20 protein-coding genes are annotated in these 23,019 nt (G+C 42.4%); 1 reads left to right on the forward strand and 19 read right to left on the reverse strand.

All coding sequences use genetic code 11. The annotated features are described in order from the left end of the window. Positions 1 to 53 precede the first annotated feature (53 nt). The 10 genes from Gferi_RS03415 to Gferi_RS03460 all read right to left on the reverse strand — a co-directional run bounded on the left by Gferi_RS03415 (position 54) and on the right by Gferi_RS03460 (position 10,784). Positions 54 to 1,232: a M24 family metallopeptidase gene (locus Gferi_RS03415; protein ID WP_069974283.1), complete on the reverse strand. Its 1,179-nt coding sequence runs from the start codon at positions 1,230 to 1,232 to the stop codon at positions 54 to 56. A 70-nt stretch (positions 1,233 to 1,302) separates the two neighbouring features. Next, entirely contained in the window at positions 1,303 to 2,319 is a 1,017-nt protein-coding gene (gene eutB / locus Gferi_RS03420; RefSeq protein ID WP_207645794.1) for a hydroxyectoine utilization dehydratase EutB, read from the reverse strand. 102 nt (positions 2,320 to 2,421) lie between these two features. Next, a complete protein-coding gene (locus tag Gferi_RS03425; protein WP_069974285.1) occupies positions 2,422 to 2,811 on the reverse strand; it encodes a RidA family protein in 390 nt (129 codons plus the stop codon). Positions 2,812 to 3,140: 329 nt separating this feature from the next. Beyond that, positions 3,141 to 3,947, reverse strand: a complete 807-nt coding sequence (locus Gferi_RS03430; protein WP_069974286.1) for an IclR family transcriptional regulator — start codon at positions 3,945 to 3,947, stop codon at positions 3,141 to 3,143. A 230-nt stretch (positions 3,948 to 4,177) separates the two neighbouring features. Further along, entirely contained in the window at positions 4,178 to 4,801 is a 624-nt protein-coding gene (locus Gferi_RS03435) for a hypothetical protein (RefSeq protein WP_069974287.1), read from the reverse strand. A 588-nt stretch (positions 4,802 to 5,389) separates the two neighbouring features. Then, positions 5,390 to 6,100, reverse strand: coding sequence for a phosphatase (locus tag Gferi_RS03440; RefSeq protein WP_069974288.1), 711 nt, complete (start codon positions 6,098 to 6,100; stop codon positions 5,390 to 5,392). Continuing rightward, positions 6,097 to 7,134 carry an ABC transporter ATP-binding protein gene (locus Gferi_RS03445; protein WP_069974289.1) on the reverse strand — a complete coding sequence of 346 codons (1,038 nt, stop codon included), beginning with the start codon at positions 7,132 to 7,134 and terminating at the stop codon, positions 6,097 to 6,099. The genes Gferi_RS03440 and Gferi_RS03445 overlap by 4 nt, the downstream gene beginning before the upstream one ends. 17 nt (positions 7,135 to 7,151) lie before the next feature. Further along, positions 7,152 to 8,864, reverse strand: coding sequence for an ABC transporter permease (locus Gferi_RS03450; protein ID WP_069974290.1), 1,713 nt, complete (start codon positions 8,862 to 8,864; stop codon positions 7,152 to 7,154). A gap of 109 nt (positions 8,865 to 8,973) precedes the next feature. Further along, positions 8,974 to 10,005 carry an ABC transporter substrate-binding protein gene (locus tag Gferi_RS03455; protein ID WP_069974291.1) on the reverse strand — a complete coding sequence of 344 codons (1,032 nt, stop codon included), beginning with the start codon at positions 10,003 to 10,005 and terminating at the stop codon, positions 8,974 to 8,976. After that, on the reverse strand, positions 9,996 to 10,784 hold the full coding sequence (locus Gferi_RS03460) for a sugar phosphate isomerase/epimerase family protein (RefSeq protein ID WP_069974292.1): 789 nt from the start codon (positions 10,782 to 10,784) through the stop codon (positions 9,996 to 9,998). The genes Gferi_RS03455 and Gferi_RS03460 overlap by 10 nt, the downstream gene beginning before the upstream one ends. A gap of 165 nt (positions 10,785 to 10,949) precedes the next feature. On the opposite strand from Gferi_RS03460, the gene Gferi_RS03465 reads away from it, so the two are divergent. Continuing rightward, complete coding sequence (locus Gferi_RS03465; RefSeq protein ID WP_069974293.1) at positions 10,950 to 11,783, forward strand: MurR/RpiR family transcriptional regulator; 834 nt, start codon at positions 10,950 to 10,952, stop codon at positions 11,781 to 11,783. Positions 11,784 to 12,100: 317 nt separating this feature from the next. Here Gferi_RS03465 and Gferi_RS03470 read toward each other — a convergent pair whose 3' ends face one another. From Gferi_RS03470 to Gferi_RS03505, 9 genes are all read right to left on the reverse strand, one after another. Beyond that, positions 12,101 to 12,925, reverse strand: a complete 825-nt coding sequence (locus tag Gferi_RS03470) for a hypothetical protein (protein ID WP_156782316.1) — start codon at positions 12,923 to 12,925, stop codon at positions 12,101 to 12,103. A 460-nt stretch (positions 12,926 to 13,385) separates the two neighbouring features. Then, positions 13,386 to 13,484, reverse strand: a complete 99-nt coding sequence (locus Gferi_RS29365) for a putative holin-like toxin (RefSeq protein WP_408607481.1) — start codon at positions 13,482 to 13,484, stop codon at positions 13,386 to 13,388. A gap of 226 nt (positions 13,485 to 13,710) precedes the next feature. Beyond that, complete coding sequence (locus Gferi_RS03475) at positions 13,711 to 14,097, reverse strand: helix-turn-helix domain-containing protein (RefSeq protein ID WP_035270256.1); 387 nt, start codon at positions 14,095 to 14,097, stop codon at positions 13,711 to 13,713. A gap of 227 nt (positions 14,098 to 14,324) precedes the next feature. Continuing rightward, on the reverse strand, positions 14,325 to 14,771 hold the full coding sequence (locus tag Gferi_RS27440; protein WP_083273342.1) for a recombinase family protein: 447 nt from the start codon (positions 14,769 to 14,771) through the stop codon (positions 14,325 to 14,327). Continuing rightward, positions 14,656 to 16,314 (reverse strand): recombinase family protein, encoded by a 1,659-nt coding sequence (locus Gferi_RS03485; protein WP_069974296.1) that lies wholly within the window; start codon positions 16,312 to 16,314, stop codon positions 14,656 to 14,658. Before Gferi_RS03485 ends, Gferi_RS27440 begins: the two co-directional genes overlap by 116 nt. Further along, positions 16,311 to 17,999 carry a recombinase family protein gene (locus tag Gferi_RS03490; protein WP_069974297.1) on the reverse strand — a complete coding sequence of 563 codons (1,689 nt, stop codon included), beginning with the start codon at positions 17,997 to 17,999 and terminating at the stop codon, positions 16,311 to 16,313. Before Gferi_RS03490 ends, Gferi_RS03485 begins: the two co-directional genes overlap by 4 nt. A 1-nt stretch (position 18,000) precedes the next feature. Further along, entirely contained in the window at positions 18,001 to 19,638 is a 1,638-nt protein-coding gene (locus Gferi_RS03495; protein ID WP_069974298.1) for a recombinase family protein, read from the reverse strand. Between the two features lie 142 nt (positions 19,639 to 19,780). Next, positions 19,781 to 19,987 (reverse strand): DUF6870 family protein, encoded by a 207-nt coding sequence (locus Gferi_RS03500; RefSeq protein WP_069974299.1) that lies wholly within the window; start codon positions 19,985 to 19,987, stop codon positions 19,781 to 19,783. A gap of 76 nt (positions 19,988 to 20,063) precedes the next feature. Further along, a complete protein-coding gene (locus tag Gferi_RS03505) occupies positions 20,064 to 22,418 on the reverse strand; it encodes an ATP-dependent DNA helicase (RefSeq protein WP_069974300.1) in 2,355 nt (784 codons plus the stop codon). Positions 22,419 to 23,019 lie beyond the last annotated feature (601 nt).

Here is a 23,019-nt window from a genome sequence, read left to right on the forward strand (position 1 = left end):
TTCCGGATCTATGTGCGTCTTGTATCCTCTTTTCTAAATCATCATGTCCCCTACTATTTCACCAATAATCTTCGAGGATAATTTGTAAAGGTTTCGCATCCGCTTTCTGTTACCCTAAAGGATTCACTAATATCTACACCGCAATCTTCAAGCCAGATACCCGGAATCATATGAAAAGTCATATTTGGCTGCAAAATCGTTTTATCTCCAGGCCTCAAGCTGGCTGTATGCTCACCCCAGTCAGGAGGATAGTTAAGCCCCATAGAATATCCAATACGGGAATCTTTAATAAATCCGCTCTTGGCAATACTTTTTGCCCAAACACGCTCCACTTCTTCACAGCTAATTCCCGGCTTTATTGCTGCTAATGCATTGTTAATTCCCTCAACAACAACGGAAGCTAAGTCTCTGACCTTCTGCGGTGCATCACCAATGATCATAGTTCTGGCTAAAGGACAGTGATATCTTCGGTAGCATCCCGATAGTTCAAGAATCACCGTATCTCCATCCTGATAAGGTTCATCGGTCCAGCTTAGATGCGGTGTTGAGGTTCTGATACCACTTGGCATCAGCGGAACAATCGCAGAGTAGTCTCCACCATACTCTTTTGTCCCACTGATTTGTGCATGATATACATTGGCAGCAGCATCACACTGCCGAATACCCTGATCAACAGAATGGTAGGCAGCTTCCATTGCTTTTTCAGCAATCTTTGCAGCTTTTCTTATATATTCAACCTCTGCATCAGATTTGACGATTCTTACCCAGTTAATCAGGTTTGTTCCATCTTTAAACTTTGCAGTTGGCAATCCCAATGCCAATCGCTCTTGACATTTGGCTGTATAGTAATAAGTATCCATTTCCGTACCAATAATCTCATCCTGATACCCTTTTTCTCTAATAATATCTGCAACAAAATCCATCGGGTGCTTGGTTAAAGATTGTACATAATCATCGGTATAGGGTCTGATATTTTCTTCTGTCAACCACGTTGTCAATCTCGCTGCATTTGCATCCTGGCCTCTGCCTACCCAAATGGGCTGGTCCTGATCGGCCATGATGATCAAACATTGGTGAACATAGAAGGACCAACCGTCAAATCCTGTAATATAGTTCATATTAGCAGGATCCGTAGCAATTAAAACGTCAATACCCTTCTCACTCATTGCCTGTCTTGTCTTTCGAAGCCTTTCTTTATACTCTTGAACTTCAAAATATAAGACCTTTTCCATTTTCATATCCCCCTTTATTAAGCTATGATTATATTGTTGATTGTCTATTGTCGACAATCTTTGTTGTTTTTTATTCCTTACACCAGTATTTTTTGGTGGCTTCCATAAAAGAAGATAGATTGACATTGTTTCCGGTTACAACAGCTGCCACTTTTTTTCCCGGGTTTTTGATTTTTTCTCCTAAAAGGGCTCCTACCCCTATTGCCGCTGCCCCTTCCACAATCATCCGATGATTTTCTAGTATGTATGCCATGGCTCTTGCTATATTTTCTTCTGGTATAAGAATAACCTCATCCATATATTTTTGAACCATAGAGAATGTATATTGGTTATTTACTCCAATACCTCCCAGCAAACTATCCGCCAATGTATCTCCTTCTTCCATAACTACCGGCTTTCCCGCCTTAAGGCTATGATACATCACAGCACCTTTTTCCATAGAGACCCCAACCACGCGGATACTAGGATTTTTCGATTTTAATGCCATCGCAACACCAGAAAGCAATCCTCCGCCTGATAGAGGTATGATGACCGTGTCAATATCTGAAACATCTTCTAAAATCTCCAATCCTATCGTCCCCTGCCCGGCAATCACATGCGGATCATCAAAGGGCTCCACCACTGTATAACCTTTTTCTTCAGCCTCTTTATAACAATGCTTTCCAGCCTCATCCTGAGAACTGCCATTGATTTCGACCACAGCACCCAAACGGCGTAAAACATTAACCTTGGCTTCCGGCACCCTTTCAGAAATAAATACACAGGCCGGTATATTTAACTGCCTTGCCACATAGGATACCGCTATACCATGATTTCCTGTAGAATAGGTAGCTACACCCCGTTTTTGTTGTTCAACTGTCAAACTAAGAATTTTATTTGCAGCACCTCTAATTTTAAAAGCCCCAATTTCATGAAGGTTTTCCATTTTTAAAAATACATTACTCCCTATTTGTTCAGATACTTTAAAAGAATGTATAAGTGGTGTCTTTCTTACAATCTGAGAATTTCTCTCGCGAGCACTCCAAACATCAATAATATTAGGGATACCAGCATTTTTTTCATTATTCTCCACCTTATTTGACATCATTTCACCCCGTATTTCTAGAAAACAACATTATTTTTTTGCTTTGTCCGATGGATCCTTTTTCCTTTTCTACTACCATGTCACCCATCTAATAGGAACCTTTTATTATTTCTCTGCAGGGCGAAGGGCGATCACATCAATCTCTACCAGACAACCTCCTGCCACACCACACTCAACTGTCGTACGGGTCGGATAAGGTTTAGAGAAAAACTGCTTATACACTTCATTGTAGCCTGCAAAATCCCTCATATTTACTAAACATGCATGCACCTTGACGACATTATTCATGGTACAGCCTGCAGCCGCAAGTATGTTTTGAATATTTTCCATAACTTGCCTCGTCTGCACTTTGATATCACCCTGTACCATTTCATCCGTCCCTGGTTTCTCTGGTGTTTGTCCGCTTACAAATACAAAATCTCCAGCGATTAGAGCAGGTGTGTAGGGGCCTGCCGGTATGGGTGAACATTCCGGGTGCACAGCTTTTTTGGACATGAACATTTCACTCCTTTCTTTTAATCTAACGAATCTCCTGCAGCTCTTCGAAAATATTTTATAATATTTGGAAAAATAACGCAATATGTTTTTTCTGTATTTTAAAATTGTTTTCTATATTTTAGATGTATAATTCTTTTTATTATAGACTCACTAAGTCATTCTGCAATATTTAATTGGCAAGTGTAGCTATTCAATGCAGGAATATCATAGAGAATTTCAGTGTTTTTGCCTTCTAAGTCTCTTTTAAAGGATTATCTGTCTAATAAAAAAACAGATTAAGTTTTTCTTAATCTGCTTTAATCGATTCTAGTTTGTAGAATTTTATTCTATTCATTTGCTGCATTCTCATTATATCCTAGGTAATTTGATAATATGTTGCATGTCTTCTCCAGGTCTTTCTTAATATTCATGATCTTGGTGAAATTTAAACGCATGCTGGGACCGCTCACGCTAACCGCTGCAACAATCTCTCTTTTGTAATTTCTAATAGGCATAGCAATACATGACAGACCTGGATAAAACTCCTCATCATCTATACTATAACCCTGTTCTCTAATCTTATCCAACTGGATCATCAGATCATCTAACGAGCTAATCGTATTAGGGGTGCAGCTCTTCAATGGGCTGTCTCCAAATATTCTTATTAATTCTTCCTTGCTTAGCTCTGAAAGAATTACTTTACCCATGCCCGTAGCATGCAGCGGTTCCCTGGTTCCAATTGGCACATTGGCCACAAGTGTTGATTTCGGATCGATTCTAGAAATAATAACAACACTATCATCCACTCTAACACCTAGGTTTACTGTTTCTTCATACTTATTGCAAAGCTCTTGGAGATCTTCCATATTCAAATTCGATAAATTCCGTTGCTGCGGAATAAGATTGCCTATCTCAAAAAACTTCCAGCTTAAGCGGTACTTTGTGCTTTCAGCACATTTTTCAACGTAATTATACGCCATAAGCGTGTCCAATATTCTATGTATTGTACTCTTTCCAATACCTAGCTTATTGTCTAATTCGCTTATGCCTAGACCCCCTACGCCTTCCTTATACATAACCTCGATTATTTCCAATGCCTTCTCCAGTGTTTGTACAGGATATTTAGGCTTATGCACTGTTGATAATTTATCCACCTCATCATTCTCCTATCTTATTCTATATATTAGAACATCATTTCTATTAATAATATATCATTATCATTTATAAAGTTCAACAGGCAGGCATAGAATATGAAAGATTATTGCTCATCAATCCAACTAAATCAATTATTTAATGCTGCCTCTTCAAAGAAAAACATCACTAAGCACAACAGTGCCTCAGTGATGTTTTTCTTTTGAAAAAATGTAGACCTAGATATATGTAATTACTCACCAACAACAAACATATCTTTCTCATAAACCGTTTTAAAGGTATCATTATACTTAATCTGGAACTGGAATGTATAGTTGCCGGCTTCATCAAAAGGTACATCTTCAAACTCTCTCACCCAATAAAACGAGCTGTCCCCTACCGGTACTTCATATCTACTAATACCAGAATTTCCGATAGTTTCTCCGTTTGGTGCAAGGATTAAAATTCTAAACTCATAAGCACCAGGTTTTAATTTATCTACATCTACATAGGTAGTGAAGATATTTTCATTTCCCAAATGCATATACCTAAATGGATTTGTAATTACTTCTGCATCATCTATTGTTTCAGTACCATCAGCAAATATCATGTCTACTTGTGGTTTTACTAAGTTAGCCGTCCAAGTAGTACTGTCCCATTCGATTACCGTATTAAATACTTTTGCGATATCGGCAACTGGTAATACGGTTTTTCCGAAGAAATTTACAGCTGGCACTTCACTGGCAACCTCAACCCCATTTACATTGACCTTAACAATAGGGAATCCTTTAAAGTCCCCATTAATGCTCGCTGCACCCACCACCATAGTAAAGGCCAGCAAGGTACCAATCAAGGTAATCACTAATTTTTTTCTCATGTTCAGTCCTCCTAAGAATGTTTATATTATAGTCAACATTCAGTAATTCTACAAGATTCCCTATTCCCCTTTAGTTCTGGATACCTATTTATGCTTATTTGGCAACTCTGATAACACATTTTTATTTCACTGATTTATAAGTACTGCCAATTCTCATCATAAATTTTCTTTGGTACTATTTCCGTGATCTAAATAATAAACACGTCATAACATAGATAACACCTACATCGTGACGTGTTTATAGTAAAATATATCTGCATAATCAATGTATACCTCCCTATCCTCTATTTTTCTTTGAATTGTTTCGCTGATAAAGTCTATGTATTTTCTTGGCATTTTTTATATCTGCTCTGCACATACTACTCATAGGAACATAATATGAGTGGTAGTTCCAACTTTAAATGCTAGTCAGCAATCCACTAAATTATGTTCTTTTTTTATGCTCAACGCTTGGATTTGGTTGGCTATTCTTTCATCCGATTCCATAATGTCCAGCTCGAAAACTATGCGCCAGGGTTTTCAGTATACAATAAAAGGAATTGGGCAGTTTCGTCCAATTCCTTTATACATAAGCCTTTGTAGAATTTTTTACTCTATAAGCACATATGAAAGCTTTTCCAAATCATTGTTTATGATCAGTTCCTCCGGAAAATTTGCTTCTGTCAAAAGCTCATAGGCTTCGTCAAATCTGCCAACATCATAATAGATGTGGCTATCACTTCCTAATATAATATATACTTCATATTCTTTCGCTTTTTCCAATAAGCTTCTAGCATTCTCTCTACAATCTTTTCTTACAGAGTTAGGCAGCAATGAAGAATTATTTAATTCTAAGGCAACTTGATATTTTTTTGCATGATAGGCCACGTTATCATAATCCAAAGGAAATCTGCTATCGTCAGGGTGCCCTATTATTTTTACATAAGGATTTTTCATAGCTCCAATAATAGCCCTTGTATTTTCTTGGACGGTACCACTTTCAATACAGTGGGAATGAAGGCTGGCTATGATATAGTCCAGATTTTTCATCATTGAGGGTTCAATATCGATATTCCCTTCGTAGTCATATATATTTCCTTCAATCCCTGATAGAATTTTGACGCCTGATATTTCTTCCCTGATTACCTTATAATTCTCAAAGAAAAATCGATGAGCACTTCCCGGCATTCTGACTGAATGATCACTGGTTCCTAATACCAATAAGCCTTTTCTTGCAGCCTCTTCGATATTTTCTTTCAATGTGCTAAATCCATGGCCGCTGGACAGGGTATGTGTATGTAAATCTATAAAAGCTTTCAATTTCCCCTCTCCTTTTTTACCAAAACAATGGCTTCATTTATATTAAAATTTTTTTCTTCATCCTCATAAACAACATAAAAATCGTCTTCACACTTGACGGTATAATGGATTTCTCTTCCGTTATATTGCTTATTTGTTATTCTTCCCTCTATCCCTAAACCTTTCCTTTCAATCGAAAACTGTTCCGGCCTTACAGGATACATGCCACGTTGAATAAAATAGGGCTCTACGCTTTCATTGTTATACATTATTTTTGTATCTTTAACATAAAAAATATTTTGGTTCCATCTACCCCTTACTAAATTGCACTTGCCTACAAAAACAGCTACAAACTCTGTTTTGGGCTTCTTATATACCTCTTCAGGCGTTCCGATTTGTTCAATGTTTCCATTTTTCATAATAATGATACGATTCGCCATGGCAAGTGCTTCACTTTGATCATGGGTAACGTAGATAATGGTCGCTCCCGTAAGTTTATGAAGGTCTTGAATTTCTTTTCTCATGTTTACCTTCAATTCTGCATCCAGTGAACTAAGGGGTTCATCCATTAAAAGAATGTCCGGCTTTGAAACAACTGCACGGGCTAAGGCTACCCGCTGTTTTTGACCTCCTGAAAGCTCTCCGGGCAATCTATCTGCCAATTTCTTTAAACCCGTCCAGGAAATTGCTTCTTCCACTGCATTCTTCTTTTCTTCATCCCCCATGGCCTTATTTCTTTTACTTTTTAAAGGAAATTCAATATGCTCTCTCACACTCATATGGGGCCAGAGTGCAAAGGACTGAAAGACCATACTTAAATTTCTTTTTTCAACAGGAAGATTGAAGGCTGAATCAGAATACAATACATCTCCCATTTTTATTGTTCCAGATGTCGGTTCTGCAAAACCTCCTATAATTCTTAACAACGTCGTTTTTCCACAGCCCGAGGGCCCTAAAATGGCAATGAATTCCCCATCTTTTATCTCTATCGAAACATTATTCAATGCGATTATATTACCAAATTTCTTTGTCACTTTATTTATTATTAAACTCATGATATCCTCCTTGGTCTTTAACAAGGTCTATTGACAACTTTAGATTGAGTTTGCTGCCTGTACGAAATTTTTCCCAGTTTTCCAAAGCTTATTTTCTTCATGCCTTCTGTGATGATATAACCTAATAGTATCATGGATATAACTGCAGCCGACATTGCAGCTGAAAGATTGTAGTCTCCTGACTGCTGCAAATTGAAAATGGTTAATCCTATGGTTTTGGTTCCTGCAGCAGCAAGCATCGAGGATAATGTCAGCTCTGTCATAGCAGAAACAAAAATAAAAAATGTACCAGATAATACTGGTTTTGCGATCAAGGGTCCTATGATTAACCTCCATGTACCGACCTTCGTGCTTCCCGATACAGCAGCCGCCTCTTCTAATTCCAATTCAACAGCTAAAAGAGCCGTTGTACTTCCCTTGATTTGCAGAATCAGATAGCGTGTGCTATAGGCTATCAGTAGAATTTTTATTGTCCCGTATACATTTGGCACCTTTGTCCAGTGAAAAATCATGGCAAGAGCCAGCACGATACCTGGAATAGCATAGGTAAGAGATGCACTGTACTCCACCAGCTTCATTGCCCTAGGATTTCGTCTGACCTTTATATAGGCAATAGCTGTTCCTAATAATATACATACTATACAGGTGGCAAGGGCTAGTCCTATGCTATTTCGCACTGCCTGTATAACTCCCCTGTTTGTAAATACAAACTGATAGTTTCTTAGAGAAAGATTTACTGTATTAAACGCTGCACCATAGAATTTTTTAAAAGAGGACAATACCATGCTTAAGATTGGTATCAAATTGATACATGCAAGCAAAGAAAGTATTGTCCATTCTATAATAGCTCTTGTTCTCTCTTTAACCTGTATTCTTACGGAATGATCCTCTTTAATGCTCTCTAAGCCAGAGCTCTTCCTAATCAATTTTCCCTGCAGCAATGCACCGGTTATAGCGATGGCTGAAAGCATTACGGAAAGAGCTGCAGCAAGAGAAAATGCCCTTGGGCCAAAGCTTATGGCTTTCTCATATATGTAAGTACTCAGTACAGGAATACCAGAGGATATTCCCAAAAAAGCCGGTACAGAAAAATTGTCAATGGCAGATAAAAAGGATAAAATTCCCCCGCTCATTAGCGCTGGCATAACTTGGATTAAATTAATTTTGAGCATGGTTTCCCATTGACTGTAGCCGGAAGTTCTTGCTGCCCATTCTAAATCTCTTGGAATCTTTCTTAGCATATTCAAGGTAATCAAATATACCATGGGTGTGTTGCATATGCCCAAAACCAGGATTATTCCCCATAATGAATAGAGATTGATTGCCGGAAAACCAAAGGATAAAAGGCCCTTATTGACAAATCCTTTCTCCTGAAGGAAGTTGCTCCAAGCCAAAGTAATAATATAAGAAGGGATAACATATTGGCCTAATATCAGAATCTCAATAAGCCGTTTTCTTTTAATATCCATATAAGCAATGATCCATGCCAATATACCGCCCAATCCAACTGATATCAGGGTCGAACCTGTTGCAATAATAATGGTGTTCTTGATGGAACGAATGGTTCTCTGCTCTTTAATCAGCTGAACAAAGTTATCCAATCCGATTCCATGCTCTACTGTAATACTCATGATCACCAGTCTGAGCATCGGTAATATAAAAACAAAAAAGACAGAAAGATAAAAGATATAATTTAATCGTATCCGCTTGCTTAATTTTCCTTTTAACATATTATCCTAGCCTTTCATAAGAAGGTGTTTTCTCATAAGCGTAGCGGAGACAGACTTTACTATTGGTTTTGCGGTCTGCCTCCTTCCTTATTATTCTAATAACATAGATTTATTCGAATAGCTTGCTGAATTTTTCCTTGTCTGCATCACGATTTGTCACCAGAACATCTAATGGATAGGTTAAGTTTCTAATTTCATCAGCATTCTTGAAGCCTTCTGGTGCTGATACACCCGACTTGATTGGTGTATATCCTATTTCTGCTGTGGCTTTTTGGCCTTCTTCCGAAAGAATGAAATCTACAAAAGTCTGCGCTAATTTTTCTTTTTTTGTTCCTTTGATAATTGCCACAGGCTCCGTAATAATCAAAGACCCTTCTTTCGGATATATAAACTCAACGGGAGCACCTTCTTCCTTTGCCCTGATCGCCATATAATCAACAATCATTCCGCTTCCTTTTTCTCCAGCCACAACAGCTTTTTGCACAGCACCATTACCCTTCTCAACGGTTACTTGATTGCCCTTTAATGCTTCATAAAACTCCCATCCCAATCCTTGGCTTCTGGTAATAACACTTAAGTTGTAAGCTGCTGCTCCCGAATAAAGAGGACTTGGCATAATGATATTGTTTTTGAACCTTTCTTTCATCAGGTCTGCCAAGGATTCTACCGGTTCCTTTATCATTTCCTTATTGACTATAATTCCAGTAGTAATGATTTTGGTGCCTGTATATGTATTCTCTGCATCATAGAAATCACTGCTGATGCCTTTTAGCTCCGGTGATGCATAACTCATCAGAAGCTCCTTGGCTTTTAGCCCTTCAAAAGTAGCGGCATCTGCCACTAGCAATACATCTGCCAGCACTGCGTTCGCCTCTTTTTCAGCCAGAACCTTGCTCACTACCTCTTCTGTTCCGCTCCGAAATACATTTGCTTGAATGTCAGGATATACCTTGTTGAAACTCTCTAAAAGAGCCTGTATATCGGCTTCCGGCTGCGAAGTGTAAATAGTAATTTGACCTTTTAGCGCTCCTTTGTCTTCCGCAGACACTGAATTTTGCTGATTGTTTGCGGAGCACCCTGCAAAAGATACCGCAAATAAGCCTGTCAATAAGATAGATACAATTCTTTTCCTTAACCCCATGTCAATCTCTCCTTTATCTTTTGTATTAGGTTGATATTTTCTTTTAAAGTGTTGAAAGATCTGCCTTTTTCCAATCCTTCAATCACAATGGTAACATTCTCGTTTTCCAATATGGAAAAAACCTCATAAAAATCAAAATCTCCTTCAGATAACTTGGTATGGAGTTTCTCTCCCTGCTTATTGCTTAAATGAATTTTAGATATATGATTGATTTCTTTAAGCGACCTTTTAAATTCTTCAATACTATTGCAATGTGCAATATCCAATGTATAAGAAAAGCTGTCGTACAAACTGCCCGTCATTTCTTTTACGGATTTTAGATCGGTAACGAGTTCTTTTGGAAGCTTTTCCATTATTTCCAGTGACAGCTCCACATTTCTACGCCTCGAATAATCCAGCAGCGCTTCTATTCCTTGCCGGGCAAGCTCCATGGATACATCCCGCGCTTCAGATACTGTTTCTTTTGGGGGATGTATGGTTACTTCCTTTGCCCCCAAGTCTGCAGCCAAATCGATGGAGCTTTTGATTTCATTTAAAGATGCTGTTCTTATTCCTTTATTTAAAGATGCAAAGTTCAAATCCCAACTATTGCTGTGAAGAATTGTTTTGATATTGTATATCTCTGCTTTTTCTTTATAGGTTTCTAGCTGCCACTCCCTTGCATCAAAATGCTGGGCCCAAAGCTCTACACCTACAAAACCGGATTCTATTACCCATTGAAACATTTCTTCTATCGATGCATCCCACATCAATGTAGAAGAAAAATAAATTTCTTTCATCTTCTTACCTCCCTTCAACCTTACAAAACCATTCTACGAAATATTTGTTAAAGCTGCTTTATCGGAATATTAACATTGTGTAAAATAGTTTTCTTTATATATTTTTTGAAAATTATTTTTCATTTTTGGTAATTGTATATTATAATATTGTCAGGAGGGATAAACATGATAGAATTATTAGAAATCGACAAGAACAAGCTTACTAAAAAGGATTATATGATTTTAGATTATCTTTTAAGAAATGAAAATCAGTTGTTTTATGAAAGTTCAAAGGATATCGCTGAAAAAATTGGTGTAAGCAATACAACCATCAGCAGATTCTGGAAAAAGATAGGATATCAGAATATAAAGGAATTTCAAAAATGGATGGCAGAGAAAACAGAGGCTACTCCTGCGTTAAAAATAAAAAATACCCTTCAGAAATTAGAGGGTAAAGATTCAGACTTAAATGAACTTTTCCTAAAAAGTATAAAAAACATAGAAAAAACCATTGCTCTTTTTTCTTATGAGCAGGTTGACAAAGCAGCAGATCTGGTCTTGAAGCATAAAAGAATCTATGTATTTGCACCGGACGCTTCTTTCGGCGTTGCCCATATCATCCAATACCGGCTGAGAAGATTCGGCATTGAATTTATATTTATCAACGGCGGGTCCTCAATCTATGAATATTTAATAAACATAAAAGAAGATGATTTGGTAATTATATTTTGCTTTAGCCGGATACTAGCCGAAACGACAATTCTATTAGAGCAAAAAAAAGCTGCCCATTACGCGGTCATCATCTTTACAGATTTGCTTTCCCAGGATCTTCAGGAAAAAAGCGATGTCATCCTGTACAGTTATCGGGGTGAACCTACGGAATACCATTCTATGACAGCCCCTATGGCCATCGTAGATTGTGTGATTATCAAAATCGCCATGAAAGCAGAAAATGCGGTAGGACATATGGATAAACTCAATCAGATTAGAGGGAAATATCAAGGTTACATAAAAAGATAATTTTTAACTCGAATTCATAAACATAATTTATTATTCGTATAAAAACTGCAATAGGATAAAACCACAACTAAAATAATAAATTAAGGGTGGAAATTAATCCACCCTATATAAAACGGATAGAGCAATAAATAAATCAACCATTTAAAAAAAACTTTTTAAAAAATATATTTTAAGTCTGGTTGATTATTTTATCTGTCCTACCTTCTTATCTAGTGTAGGGCAAAACGAACTGGCCAGAGAGTGGAAGCCTGACAAAATATGAAAGGAGGAATATACATGGCTGGGTCTATTGAAATCAATCTCCCTGAAAATAGGGACTATAACGGCATTTTTGCGGTCTTTATGTTTTCTAAATAATAACTGCCGTTTACGATAAGATGTTCAGGTTGTTCATAGCGGTCTATCCCTTTTTCCTCATATATTGCATTTACCATCTTCCGGTATTCTTTATAGATGATTTCCTGAAGGTCTTCAGCCTTATACTTTAGAGAAGCTGTATTCACAACCAAGCAATCATCTGTAATATTAAACCTGTTCTTCATATATATATTATCCAGTATAAAATACTTATCATCTTCTGCACAGGCAAGAGTTCTGATATCCCCTTCCTCAAAAACATTTATTGCCCTGGATACAGCCATATAATTTGAGTAACCGTCATCAAAATGCATTGTGTAGTAATATCCATTGTCCATGTATAATCCTTTATTACCGATCCACATGAAAACTACATTACTTTTTATTTCTATCAATTTATCGGTTTTGATGTCATATATGCTATCCCTTACAAAAACATATCTTTCACTTTCAGACCATTGTATATTATAATCTTCAAAATTATATATTGAATACGGATCCTCCGATAATGGTGAATAATCCTTGTATATAACCTTCGAAGCCTCACTATTACCACTTTTCACATGCAGCACTAATTCATTATCAGCAGTACATACGATTTCTTTATTTCCACGCGGCGATACACTTAGCACGTAGCTTTTATCATCTTGAAGCGCCCCTTCTTCAACTTCATCTATATTGTTATCAATCTCTACTTCAGTGACAGGGCTATCTCTTAATCTCCAAACTCCGACCATTATTACAGCAGCAATAATAGTAAAAATCAGTACTCTCTTTGACATCATTCATCACTCCAAAGCTCATTTAAGTATTTCGGGTATAAAGCGCAACAGACAGAAAAGAACGAGAAGGATAATCGTATTCTAAAAGATTCAACAGTTTGGTTATATTCAGAAAAATATATTCCAATAGCACCCAATATAATCGTTCCAACTGTTGCATAAATCATATGGATAAAGCCATTTGTCCTTAGAAATTTCCTAGCTTTACTATTTCAAACATATTAGATTTTATCCCCTTTATTTTTAAACATAAAACAATCACCCTATTAAGAGTGTTTGTTATTGTTTTTGATAATTTTGTTATTAAAAATAAGAATAAAACCATTAAAAATGTCTACTAAAAGGTTTACAATACTGCTACTTTTGATATAATATAACTATAAAAGGTAATCGAATCCGCAAGGTGCGGTTGCCAGCATACGCGTTTTAGATTATATAATCACGCTGCGGCCAGGCAGGGTGATTATTTCTTTTGGTTTTTATTCCTATCTAAGTAGGAGATTAGCGATATTACGAACACAGAAAACATTATCATCAATGATATTGCTTCATATGTACTCATATCAACCACCTCCTTTCTTTTACGAAAGTCGGTGGCAACCAACACCCTGCTTTTATTCGATTACCTTCTCCATATAGTATCATAAAAACTAAGCATTCACAAGATTTCAATCTGCAGGGCTGCCGGATAGAAATTTCCACGCTCTAAGACACCCGTATGTCAAGTACACACCGAAAAATAATTTAGGTTTTTTTCGTAAACGACAATGCGGGGAAGAAGAGAGCGGTTATTTCAACCCATATAATCTTTCCATAGCTTTTCTTGTAATTAACCACACCTTACCACTTTTTCGATAATCTAAACCTTCTTGTAGTTCTTCGCCTGTAACCCGATGCCTAAGTGTGCTTGGGTCAATGTTCCAAATCTCTGCTGCTTCCGAAAAAGTTAAAACTTCTGAAATGTTATTGGGTGATGGGAGACTGGCTTGGACTGTAAGTTCAATATGGTGAACCTTGAAATTTGAATCACCATATGCTTCAAAGAGCATCGCTTCGGCTGCTTCCTCATTAATATTTGTGACCTCTCCTGAGATGCTCCTTCCGTTAATGTTTCGGATTGTTAGCTTATCGCCTTTCTTAATTATTATCTCTGCTATCTTTGACCTCTTCCCCACTATCTACATCCTCTTTTCCCGCAAACGTGAATTTTTCATTAATTATATCACGAAAGTGTGAATGAAATAAAGGGATAATATCTATCGTTTATTGTTTTTAACAATAGAATTTAATCCCTTTCTGATACTTTTATCTCTTTTTTTAACTATATTCGGCGGCAATCATAAGTGACATCACAAAATCAAAATCATTGTCCAGAGGGATATCCTCAGAAGTGATAAAATCCTTATCTCCTAAAAGCTGTCCTACATATTCTTCTGCCAGTATGGTCTTTATGCCCATAACGATCATACTCTTTTGGGTTTTTAAGCAAGCATCCCAAATTCTGCAAAGAGTTTTCATTGAAGGACGAATCCGTTGTAAGGAAAGCGACTCCTTTTTTTCTTAGCTGCTCAATCCAATGGGTGGTTTCTAAGACATTACGTCCTATGCGATCCACATTACGGACAATAACTGCCCCAACACGTCCGGCCTGTATATCGGCTTCCAGTCTTGAAAATGCGGGTCTGTCATAATTCAAACCACTGTACCCGTTGTCCATATAATATCCAATGCGGTCATATCCGTGTTCCTTGGCATATCCGCGCAGGTATTCCTTTTGAGCTTCCAGCGACAACTGGTCTGCGGTCGCCACGCGGCAATAGATGGCAACCCTTATTTCTTTCTTCTCCATGCGTATCCCTCCTGTTCTGAAAGTCCGAAAAGTCCGTCACTTTCCAGCTGATTTCAATTCGGTTTCCCGGATATATAAACACCTTGTCAATCAGCAATTCCATAAGCTCCTGCGTCAGGCCGGTTTCCTTTGAAATATCCTCGGCAAATTCCCTTGCCTTGTTGTTTTCCTCACAGTCTGCCTTTAATTTGGCGGCCTGCGCGGAAATTGCAGTGTAGATGCGGTTCAGGTGGTTCAGTTCCGCGTCTAAACCGGCCTTTAATTCCGCATACTGCCCGGTGTTGATTTCCTGCATGACATACCGCTCATACAGGTTCCGTTTGTTATCCTGGCATCTGCTTATGAGCTTCCAGTATTCTGCCTGCTGCTCGGAGCGCAGTTCCATTTCGCCTATGTCGTTCAGGTTGTCGGTGTTTAAAATGACCTGTGCCTGTTTGGAGATAATGTCAAACAGCATGGTTTCCAGTTCTCCTTCCTTGATTTCCATGCCGTTGCAGGGAGCCGAAGCGTCCACCTTGGTATAACGGCAGACGAAAACCGGTTCCTTTCTTGGTGCTCTGTTCATGGCATGTTGGCAGCAACCGCAGACGATTTTGCCGCGCAAAACATATTCATGGTTGTGCTTTTCGCATTTGAAATGGAGCAGTTTGGCCTGCACCTGTTCATATACTGCCTTTTCTATGATGGCGGGGTGGTGGTTAGGGATTTTAAACCATTCACTTTCGTCCTTGAGCCGGGAGCGCTTACCTCCGACCTCTTTGAGGGTGCGTTTTCCCATGATGTATGTGCCGATATACCGCTCATCGGTCAGAATCCGAAGCACGGATGACCTCTGCCAGATACCGCCGCACCTTGAGATGTCATGGAAGCCCTTTCCCTTTGAGGCCCGGTATTCGCCAGGCGTGGGGATTTTATCCGCATACAGTGCCTTTACAATTTCCTGTGCGTTCTTCGTTTCTAATGCCAGCGTAAATATCCGGCGCACTACCGCAGCGGCTTCCTCATCAATAGCCAGATGGCCATCCGTTCCTTTTTTGTAGCCATAGCAGCAGACCTCGCTGATATATTCGCCGCGCTTCATTTTGGTGTATTTGGCGCTTTTGGTCTTACGGGACAAATCCAGGCTGTAATACTCGTGCATCAGGTATTTGAAGGCGACCGCCATCCCGCCCGTATCTTCTTTGTAGTCGTTGGTATCAAAGTTGTCGCTTACGGAGATAAAGCGGGTACGGAACAGTGGAAATACGTGTTCGATGAAATAGCCGGTTTCGATGCTGTTTCGGCCAAACCGGGAAAAGTCCTTGACGATGATACAGTTAATTTTGCTCTGCCGTACAAGCTCTAAAAGCTCCTGTACGGCAGGGCGCTCGAAGTTCACACCAGAGTAGCCGTTGTCTACAAATTCCAGGATTTCCACATCATTCTGTTCCAGTGTGTCGATGTACCGGCCCAGCAAAAGCCTTTGATTGGGGATGCTAAGGCTGTCGGTTTTCGTGTCCTCCATGGACAGGCGGATATACATGGCAATGATATATTTACTCATGCCCGCATCCTCCCCTCCGCAGGGGCAAGCAGTTCGCGCAGATAACGCTCGGCCTCGCTTAATCGTTCAAATCCGCTTTCAAAGGTGAACGTAACTTCAATGCGTCTGTCGGAGAATACCTTTATTTTGCCGATCAGCCGGTCAATCAGAACCGCCGTAATATTCTCTTTGCCTTTTACGCTTCCGATCAGGTCGGATAAAGCAATGTATTCTGTAACCTGTGCTTCCAGTTCTTTCTGCCGACGCTCCAATTCCTGCGCAAGATTGATTTTATTTGATATCCTTTCTTCATAATCGGCGCGCATCTGGCGGTATTCGTCACCGGTGATAATACCGGTCACAAGGCTCTCATAAAGGCTTTTGGTAAGCCGCCTGTCCCGGTCAAGCTCCTGCCGCAGGGCGGCAAGCCGGGACTTTATGGCGGCACGTGTGGCTTCCAGGGCCGGCTTGTTCTTTTGGAGCCGGATAGCCTTACCGATTACAGCGTCAGCGTGTTTCTGTATGATGGTCAAGAGGGAGGACAGCAGTTCTTCCTCCGGGAGGGTATATGGGAAGCAGGAACCCCGCGCAATACGGCTGTTGGACAGGCAGTGGAACAGGTAAACATCCGGGCCGCGTTTCCGTTCGCACCGCTGTCGGTGCAGGCTTCCCCCGCAGTGCCCGCAATAGATTTTCCCCTTGAACAGGTTGGGGGTATAGGGGCTTTTGGGTGTCCGGATTGCTTCCTCCGCCACCTGCCTACGGAATGCCTGCACCGCGTCGAACATTTCACGGCTGATAATGGCTTCATGGGTGTTTTCTACTTTAATCCAGTTGCTTTCGTCGGCATAGGTCTGTTGATGGCAGACAGTTTTGGTTTTCCCCTGCACCAGATCGCCGGTATAGGTTTCACAGGAAAGAATCCTACTCACCGTCCGGGTCTGCCAGGCATTCTTTCCAATCAGGTTCTCATGGCTGATAAGACCCGTCGCTTTTTTGATATGGCTGGGGGTCGGAATACCTGCTTCATTCAGGCGGCGGACAATGTCGTTCAAGCCCACCCGATCATAGGCCCACTGGAATATCTGGTGCACCACCGGCGCGGTTTCTTCATCTATGATGAGCTTGTGGCAGTTCTCGGGGCTTTTCAAGTAGCCGTAGGGCGGCCTTGCACCAACAAATTCGCCTTCTTTCATGCTCTGGCGCTGCTGTGCCTTGATTTTCCGTCCGATATCCAGGGAATAAGCTTCGTTGATCATGTTTTTTAATGGAAGCATGATCCCATCGCCAGGGTTTACGCTGTCGGTATCAAATCCGTCGTTTACGGAAATGAAGCGCACCTTCAGCGACGGCAGATACTTTTCGATATAGTAGCCGGTGTCAATGGCGTTTCGGCCAAACCGGGACAGGTCCTTGACAATAATGCAGTTGATGACGCCGTTTTCCGCATCCGCAAGCATCCTTTGAAATGCGGGACGCTCAAAATTGGTGCCCGTCGAACCGTTGTCGATATAGTAATCATGGAGTTTCAGGCCCGGTGTAAGGGCAATATAGCTTTGCAGGATGCTTTTCTGTGTTTCCAGGGAATCGCCCTTTTTCTTGTTGTCCTCCACCGAAAGGCGGATATAGGCTCCTACATTGTAAAAGGGCTGTCCGTATATCATGTCCGAAACGGCTTCTATGTTTTTTCTGCTTTTCCTTGCCATGTTATGCCACCTCCGTCCCGGTAGATTTTGTTGAGATGGCTTCGCTGCAGGCGGCTAAGGCTTTCTCATACTCCATCTGGTAGTTGAAGGTGATTTGAAGCTCAGTCTTGCCCATAATACGAACGGACTGAATCAGGTGGGCCACGGTTTTCCGGTCAAGCTCCGTGAGCCCTTCAAAGCGCTTGAAATGCTCCATCCAAAGCAGACGCCCGCTTTTATGGTTCCGCAGGTTTTCAAGCTCCTGCCGGAGTGTAGAAACAGCGTGTTGCAGGCAGTTTCCATCCTCGGCATACTTTGCCCGGAAGGTTTTGTAATCCTCTGTGGAGATAATGCCCTTTATCATGTTTTCGTACAGGGTGGACTTAAAACCGCCGATTTGTTTCAGTTGATGCTCATTTTCGGCAATCTGCGCCTCTATCCGGCGCGCAAGCCTGCTCTCCACGGCTTTGCTGTCGGTGCTTTCCAAAAGGGCTTCCAGAGAAGCGACATTGCGGATATGGGCTTTCAGGCTTTCCAATACACAGTCCGTCAGTTCGCTTTCCTTGATTCTGGCGGGGGATTTACAGCCGCCTTTCTTTCCTGTGGGGCAATAGTAATAGTGATAAACCGTGTCTTTGTAACGGTCGGTTTTGCGGGTCATTCGGCTTCCGCAGCAGCCGCAGATGAGGACGCCGGAGAACAGCTGCACCGCGTCGCTTCCCGGCGATGTCCGGGTATCCAGCCGCAGCAGCCGCTGTACCAGGTCAAAATCCTGCCTATGGATAATGGCTTCATGGGCATCCTCTGTGCGTGCCCATTCGCTTTTCGGCTTGTCAATCAGGTCTTTCAGCTTGTAGTTAAGAGTTCCCTGTCTGCCTTGAAGCAGCGTTCCGGTATAGGTTTCATCTTTCAGGATGCGGATGACCGTTGTGGCAGACCATTTGGCGTCGGCCTTATCCGCATAGCCTTTCTTTGGGTGCGGCAGGCCCCGGTCTTTTTTATATGCCAGCGGGGATAAAATGCCCCGGCTGTTCAGTTCGTCCGCGATTCTGGCGGCGCTCATGCCGTCCAGCTTCATCTTAAAAATGTTCTGTACCACACCTGCCGGATATTCGTCTATTTCCAGCCGGTTTTTGTTTTCCTCCGACTTTTTGTATCCATAGACGGTGCAGGCTCCCACATAATCCCCGTTGCTCCGCTTGGCGGACAGGGCACTGCGGGTTTTCACGGAGATATCCCGGCAATAGGCGTCATTGATGATACTTTTTACGGAAACAACCAAATCATCTCCGCTGTCTTTCAGGGTGTCGATATTGTCGTTGATGGCAATGAACCTTACCCCATAGGCGGGGAAGATACGGCGAAGGTGACGTCCGGTTTCAATGTAGTCGCGTCCCAGGCGGGATAAATCTTTGACGATGACACAGTTGATATTTCCTGCTTCAATTTCTGTCATCATTTCCTTGAAAGCCGGACGGTCAAAGAGAATACCGCTCCAGCCGTCGTCCACCTTTTCCAATACCGCTTCTATATCAGGGTGGCCCTCAATAAAGCTGTCTAAGAGTTTCCGCTGGTTGGCCACACTGTCGCTTTCGTTGGCCTTGTCATCGGTATAGGACAGGCGTATATATTTCACAGCTTTGTACTGTTTTTCGGACATAAAATCACTCCTTTGAAAAGTTACGGTCTTTCCCCGCAAATCAAAGGGTGATCAGGCATTGTCATTCTGTTTGTTTCATTCTTTTTCCAATGCCTACATTACCACCACACAGGGAGAAAGTCCATTTTGCGGGCTGCCTTTTTCATTCGGTCAAAAGCCTTTGCAGGCAGTCCTCCAGCGTGACGCCGTTATCGGCAAACCGTGCCCGGACGGTAAAATTTCCGCATTTAAAGTTGTAAGGGTCTTTGATCTGCCGGACGTATTCCGCAATCCGTTCCTCTTTGGAAAGGTTTTTATCTACCGAGATGTCCCGTATGTCCACTAACTCATTACATGCTCCCGAATTCATGGCCTGCACCTCCTTTTCTGATAGTCTGCATATTCCCAAGTTGGGAATACGTCCGTTAAAAGGTAAGGGAGCCGGACTACACGAAGTAATCCTGCCCTTTTTTGCTCTGTATAAAGGTTTCCACGTCCTCTAGGTCGGAGGTTACACGGCAGTTGGGTAGGGCTTGGAGCACCCGTGTCCGGTATGGGCCATCTTCACGCACCCGGCAGTCCAGCAGGGCTACGACGCCGGTATCGGTTTCCCGCCGGATGAGCCGCCCAAAGCCCTGCTTGAGCTTAATAATCATTTCAGGCACCAATACACTGTTTTTATACTGTTCCATGCTGGGGTACAGCGTCTGTTCATACTCGCTGACGGGATCGGGCACCGCGAAGGGCAGCTTGACGATAATCAGCAGAGAAAGCACATCACCGGGAAGGTCGATTCCTTCCCACAGCGCACCGCTTGCGAACAATACACCGTTTCCGCTCTTTCGGAAACGCGCAATGGCGTTTATTCCTCCCCTGTCCAGACGGAACAGAGGGAAGCCAAGGCTTTGGCGCTCCAAAAGCGTAAACACCTGATCCATTGCCTTGTAGGAGGTAAACAGCAGTGCAGCATGGCCGTGAGACGCCTGAATCAGCCGTCCGGCTTCCTCCGCCACGGCAGTGATATATTCATTGTCATGACTGTTGGGAAAGGGTACGGTTTCACTAATGTATAAAACAACATTCTCCCGGTGGCAGAAGGGTGAAGGCTTGCTGGTTTCCATCAAAGAGCGCACCCGGTCAAGGCCCATTTTGTTCTTGATATGTTCAAAGCTCCCGGCTGCCGACAGCGTACCCGAAGTAAGGACAACAGGAATCCCGCTGCTCCAAAGATCAGTGTACAGCATATCGCTCAACTGCTTGGGGATGGCGCATAACATGGTTTCAATCGCTTTATCCGTTTCTGCCGGGTATCTTTCCTCCGGCTTTTCCAGCCAGTAAACAAGCTCATCATACTTTTCCAGCACACCGGCCTGTTCACGGATAAGGGAAAGCTCAAAGCGTATCTGAGAACAGCGGCCTCTGTACCGAAGAAGCAGCATCTGCTCCGACAGCAGCTCCGAAAGTTCTCCGCCGATATTCCGTATATTCCGCAGGTGCCGGGCAGCCGTTTTATCCATGACCGTTTTGTAGCGTTCCGTTTCCTCCTCCAGGCTATCGGGAGGGATGTTGTCCAGTAAAAGCTGAAACAACCGCCGGTTCTGACCCATCAGCTTTCCGGCAAGCTCCCGTACCATCGCGCCGCTGACACCCTTTTGGAAGGTGAAGCAGCCAATGTCCTCTACCACACGCGGAATAGCAAGGCTTCCAAATTCCACACCGTACATCTGCCGAGCTGCCTGTAAAAACTTATGGGCCTCGTCGATAATCACGGCCTGGTAATGGGGAATGAGGGGGATTTGCCCCTTGGAGCGGCGAATGACATCGGCGAGGAAATAGTTGTGGTTGCAGACCTGAAAATCGTGTTCGCCGGACTGGGCATTCCGCAGATGGCGTAAATACCTGCAATCGTCATAATATGGACAATGCTCACCGCAGCGTCCCGACACACCGATCCTGCGTTTGATGTAGGGTGTCAGCCCTTCCGCGTCAGCTAGGTCAATGGATGCCGTTCTCTTAAAAAGGGGAGCCAGAAGCCTTTGGGTGGCTTCGTCCGCGTCACAGTAATACGCCCACAGGTTCTTTTCGCAGACATAATGCTCCCGGCCTTTGCGCAGGACACAGGACAGCGGTGTTTTGATAATGCCGTGGGCCATCAGGATACGGGATATTTCAGGAATGTAGTCTTTTACGATGGCGTTTTGAAGCGCAATGCTGGCGGTGGAAATCACCACAGGCATATAGGCGCTGGCGGCATAGCTCTGGTCAGGATAGTATCCCCGCAGCCAGAAATCGTTGACACGTCCCCGCTTGGCAAGGGCGGCGGCAATGAGATAGGCGTGGGTTTTGCCGATGCCTACCTCAGCCTCGGACAGGGATATGGTACGGTGGCCGATAGCTTCAAGAATGTGGGCGGCAAGTTCCATCTGTTTTTCCCGGATGCCGTAGCCGTATTCCGGTAGAATGGCTTCAAAAATATGATTTTGAATATCCGAAAGGCTTTCCCGGAGCAGATTTTCACCGGGAGGCATGTCAATTTCATATTTCCCCTTGCCGGCCACGGGCGACAGCCGGATTCGTTCTGCCATAGCCGCCACGCCGGAGATCATCAGGGGGGTGGTTCTGCGGTGTATAACCGCAGAGCGTCCGGTTTTCAGGTTAAGAGCTCGATAGGTGTAGCCTTTTCCGGTTTCACACTCCAACAAAACACAGCCATAGGCAGTAAAGAGGGCCGAATCGCCGTATTTCTCTATAATACCTGGCGGTATTTCACGGCTGACCTCATGAATTGCAGAGTAGTGCATGGTCTTTCCCTCCTTTTTTACTGGCGGCAGAGTGGTGCGGCGGAACAGATTTCCACACACGAAAGATGAGAGAACAATTCTTCCGCTCCGCCGCAGTAGCTCTGCCGTCAGGCAATATTTCAAAAATGCAAATGCAAAACAGTAAAGCATGTTCGTGTCCTATTTGACCCCGCTTCCCGGACACACTGGGGGTAATGTCAAGCCGCAACGGATTTACCGCCGCGCATGAAAGCTCCCTCCGACCTATCCCAGCCGGAGCGACGCTTTCCCAGCTACTGCCTTTTCGCTGGCCCTTTTATGGAAAGTATCATTATGGCTCCCATGCCTTTTGTCTGCCGGCCTTCTGAAAACACAAAAGGGCGGACGCTCCTGCCTGGCCCAATCCGGTGCCCTCGAAAAGTCATTTACTTTGTGGGACGGAAATGGCCGGCGATCCTCGCGCGCAGCATGGAAGGTAATGTACTCGACATCCCGGTATGGTCGGCGAAACCGCCGATATTTGTCAAGGTGCAAAAGGGTCCTCACCTATCGGAGATGGGAGAGGGTAAAAGGTCGTATTTTAAAAAAATTTTTAAAATATTTTTTACATCAAAAAAGGCGG

It is taken from the genome of Geosporobacter ferrireducens, assembly GCF_001750685.1.
Taxonomy (GTDB): Bacteria; Bacillota; Clostridia; order Peptostreptococcales; family Thermotaleaceae; genus Geosporobacter; species Geosporobacter ferrireducens.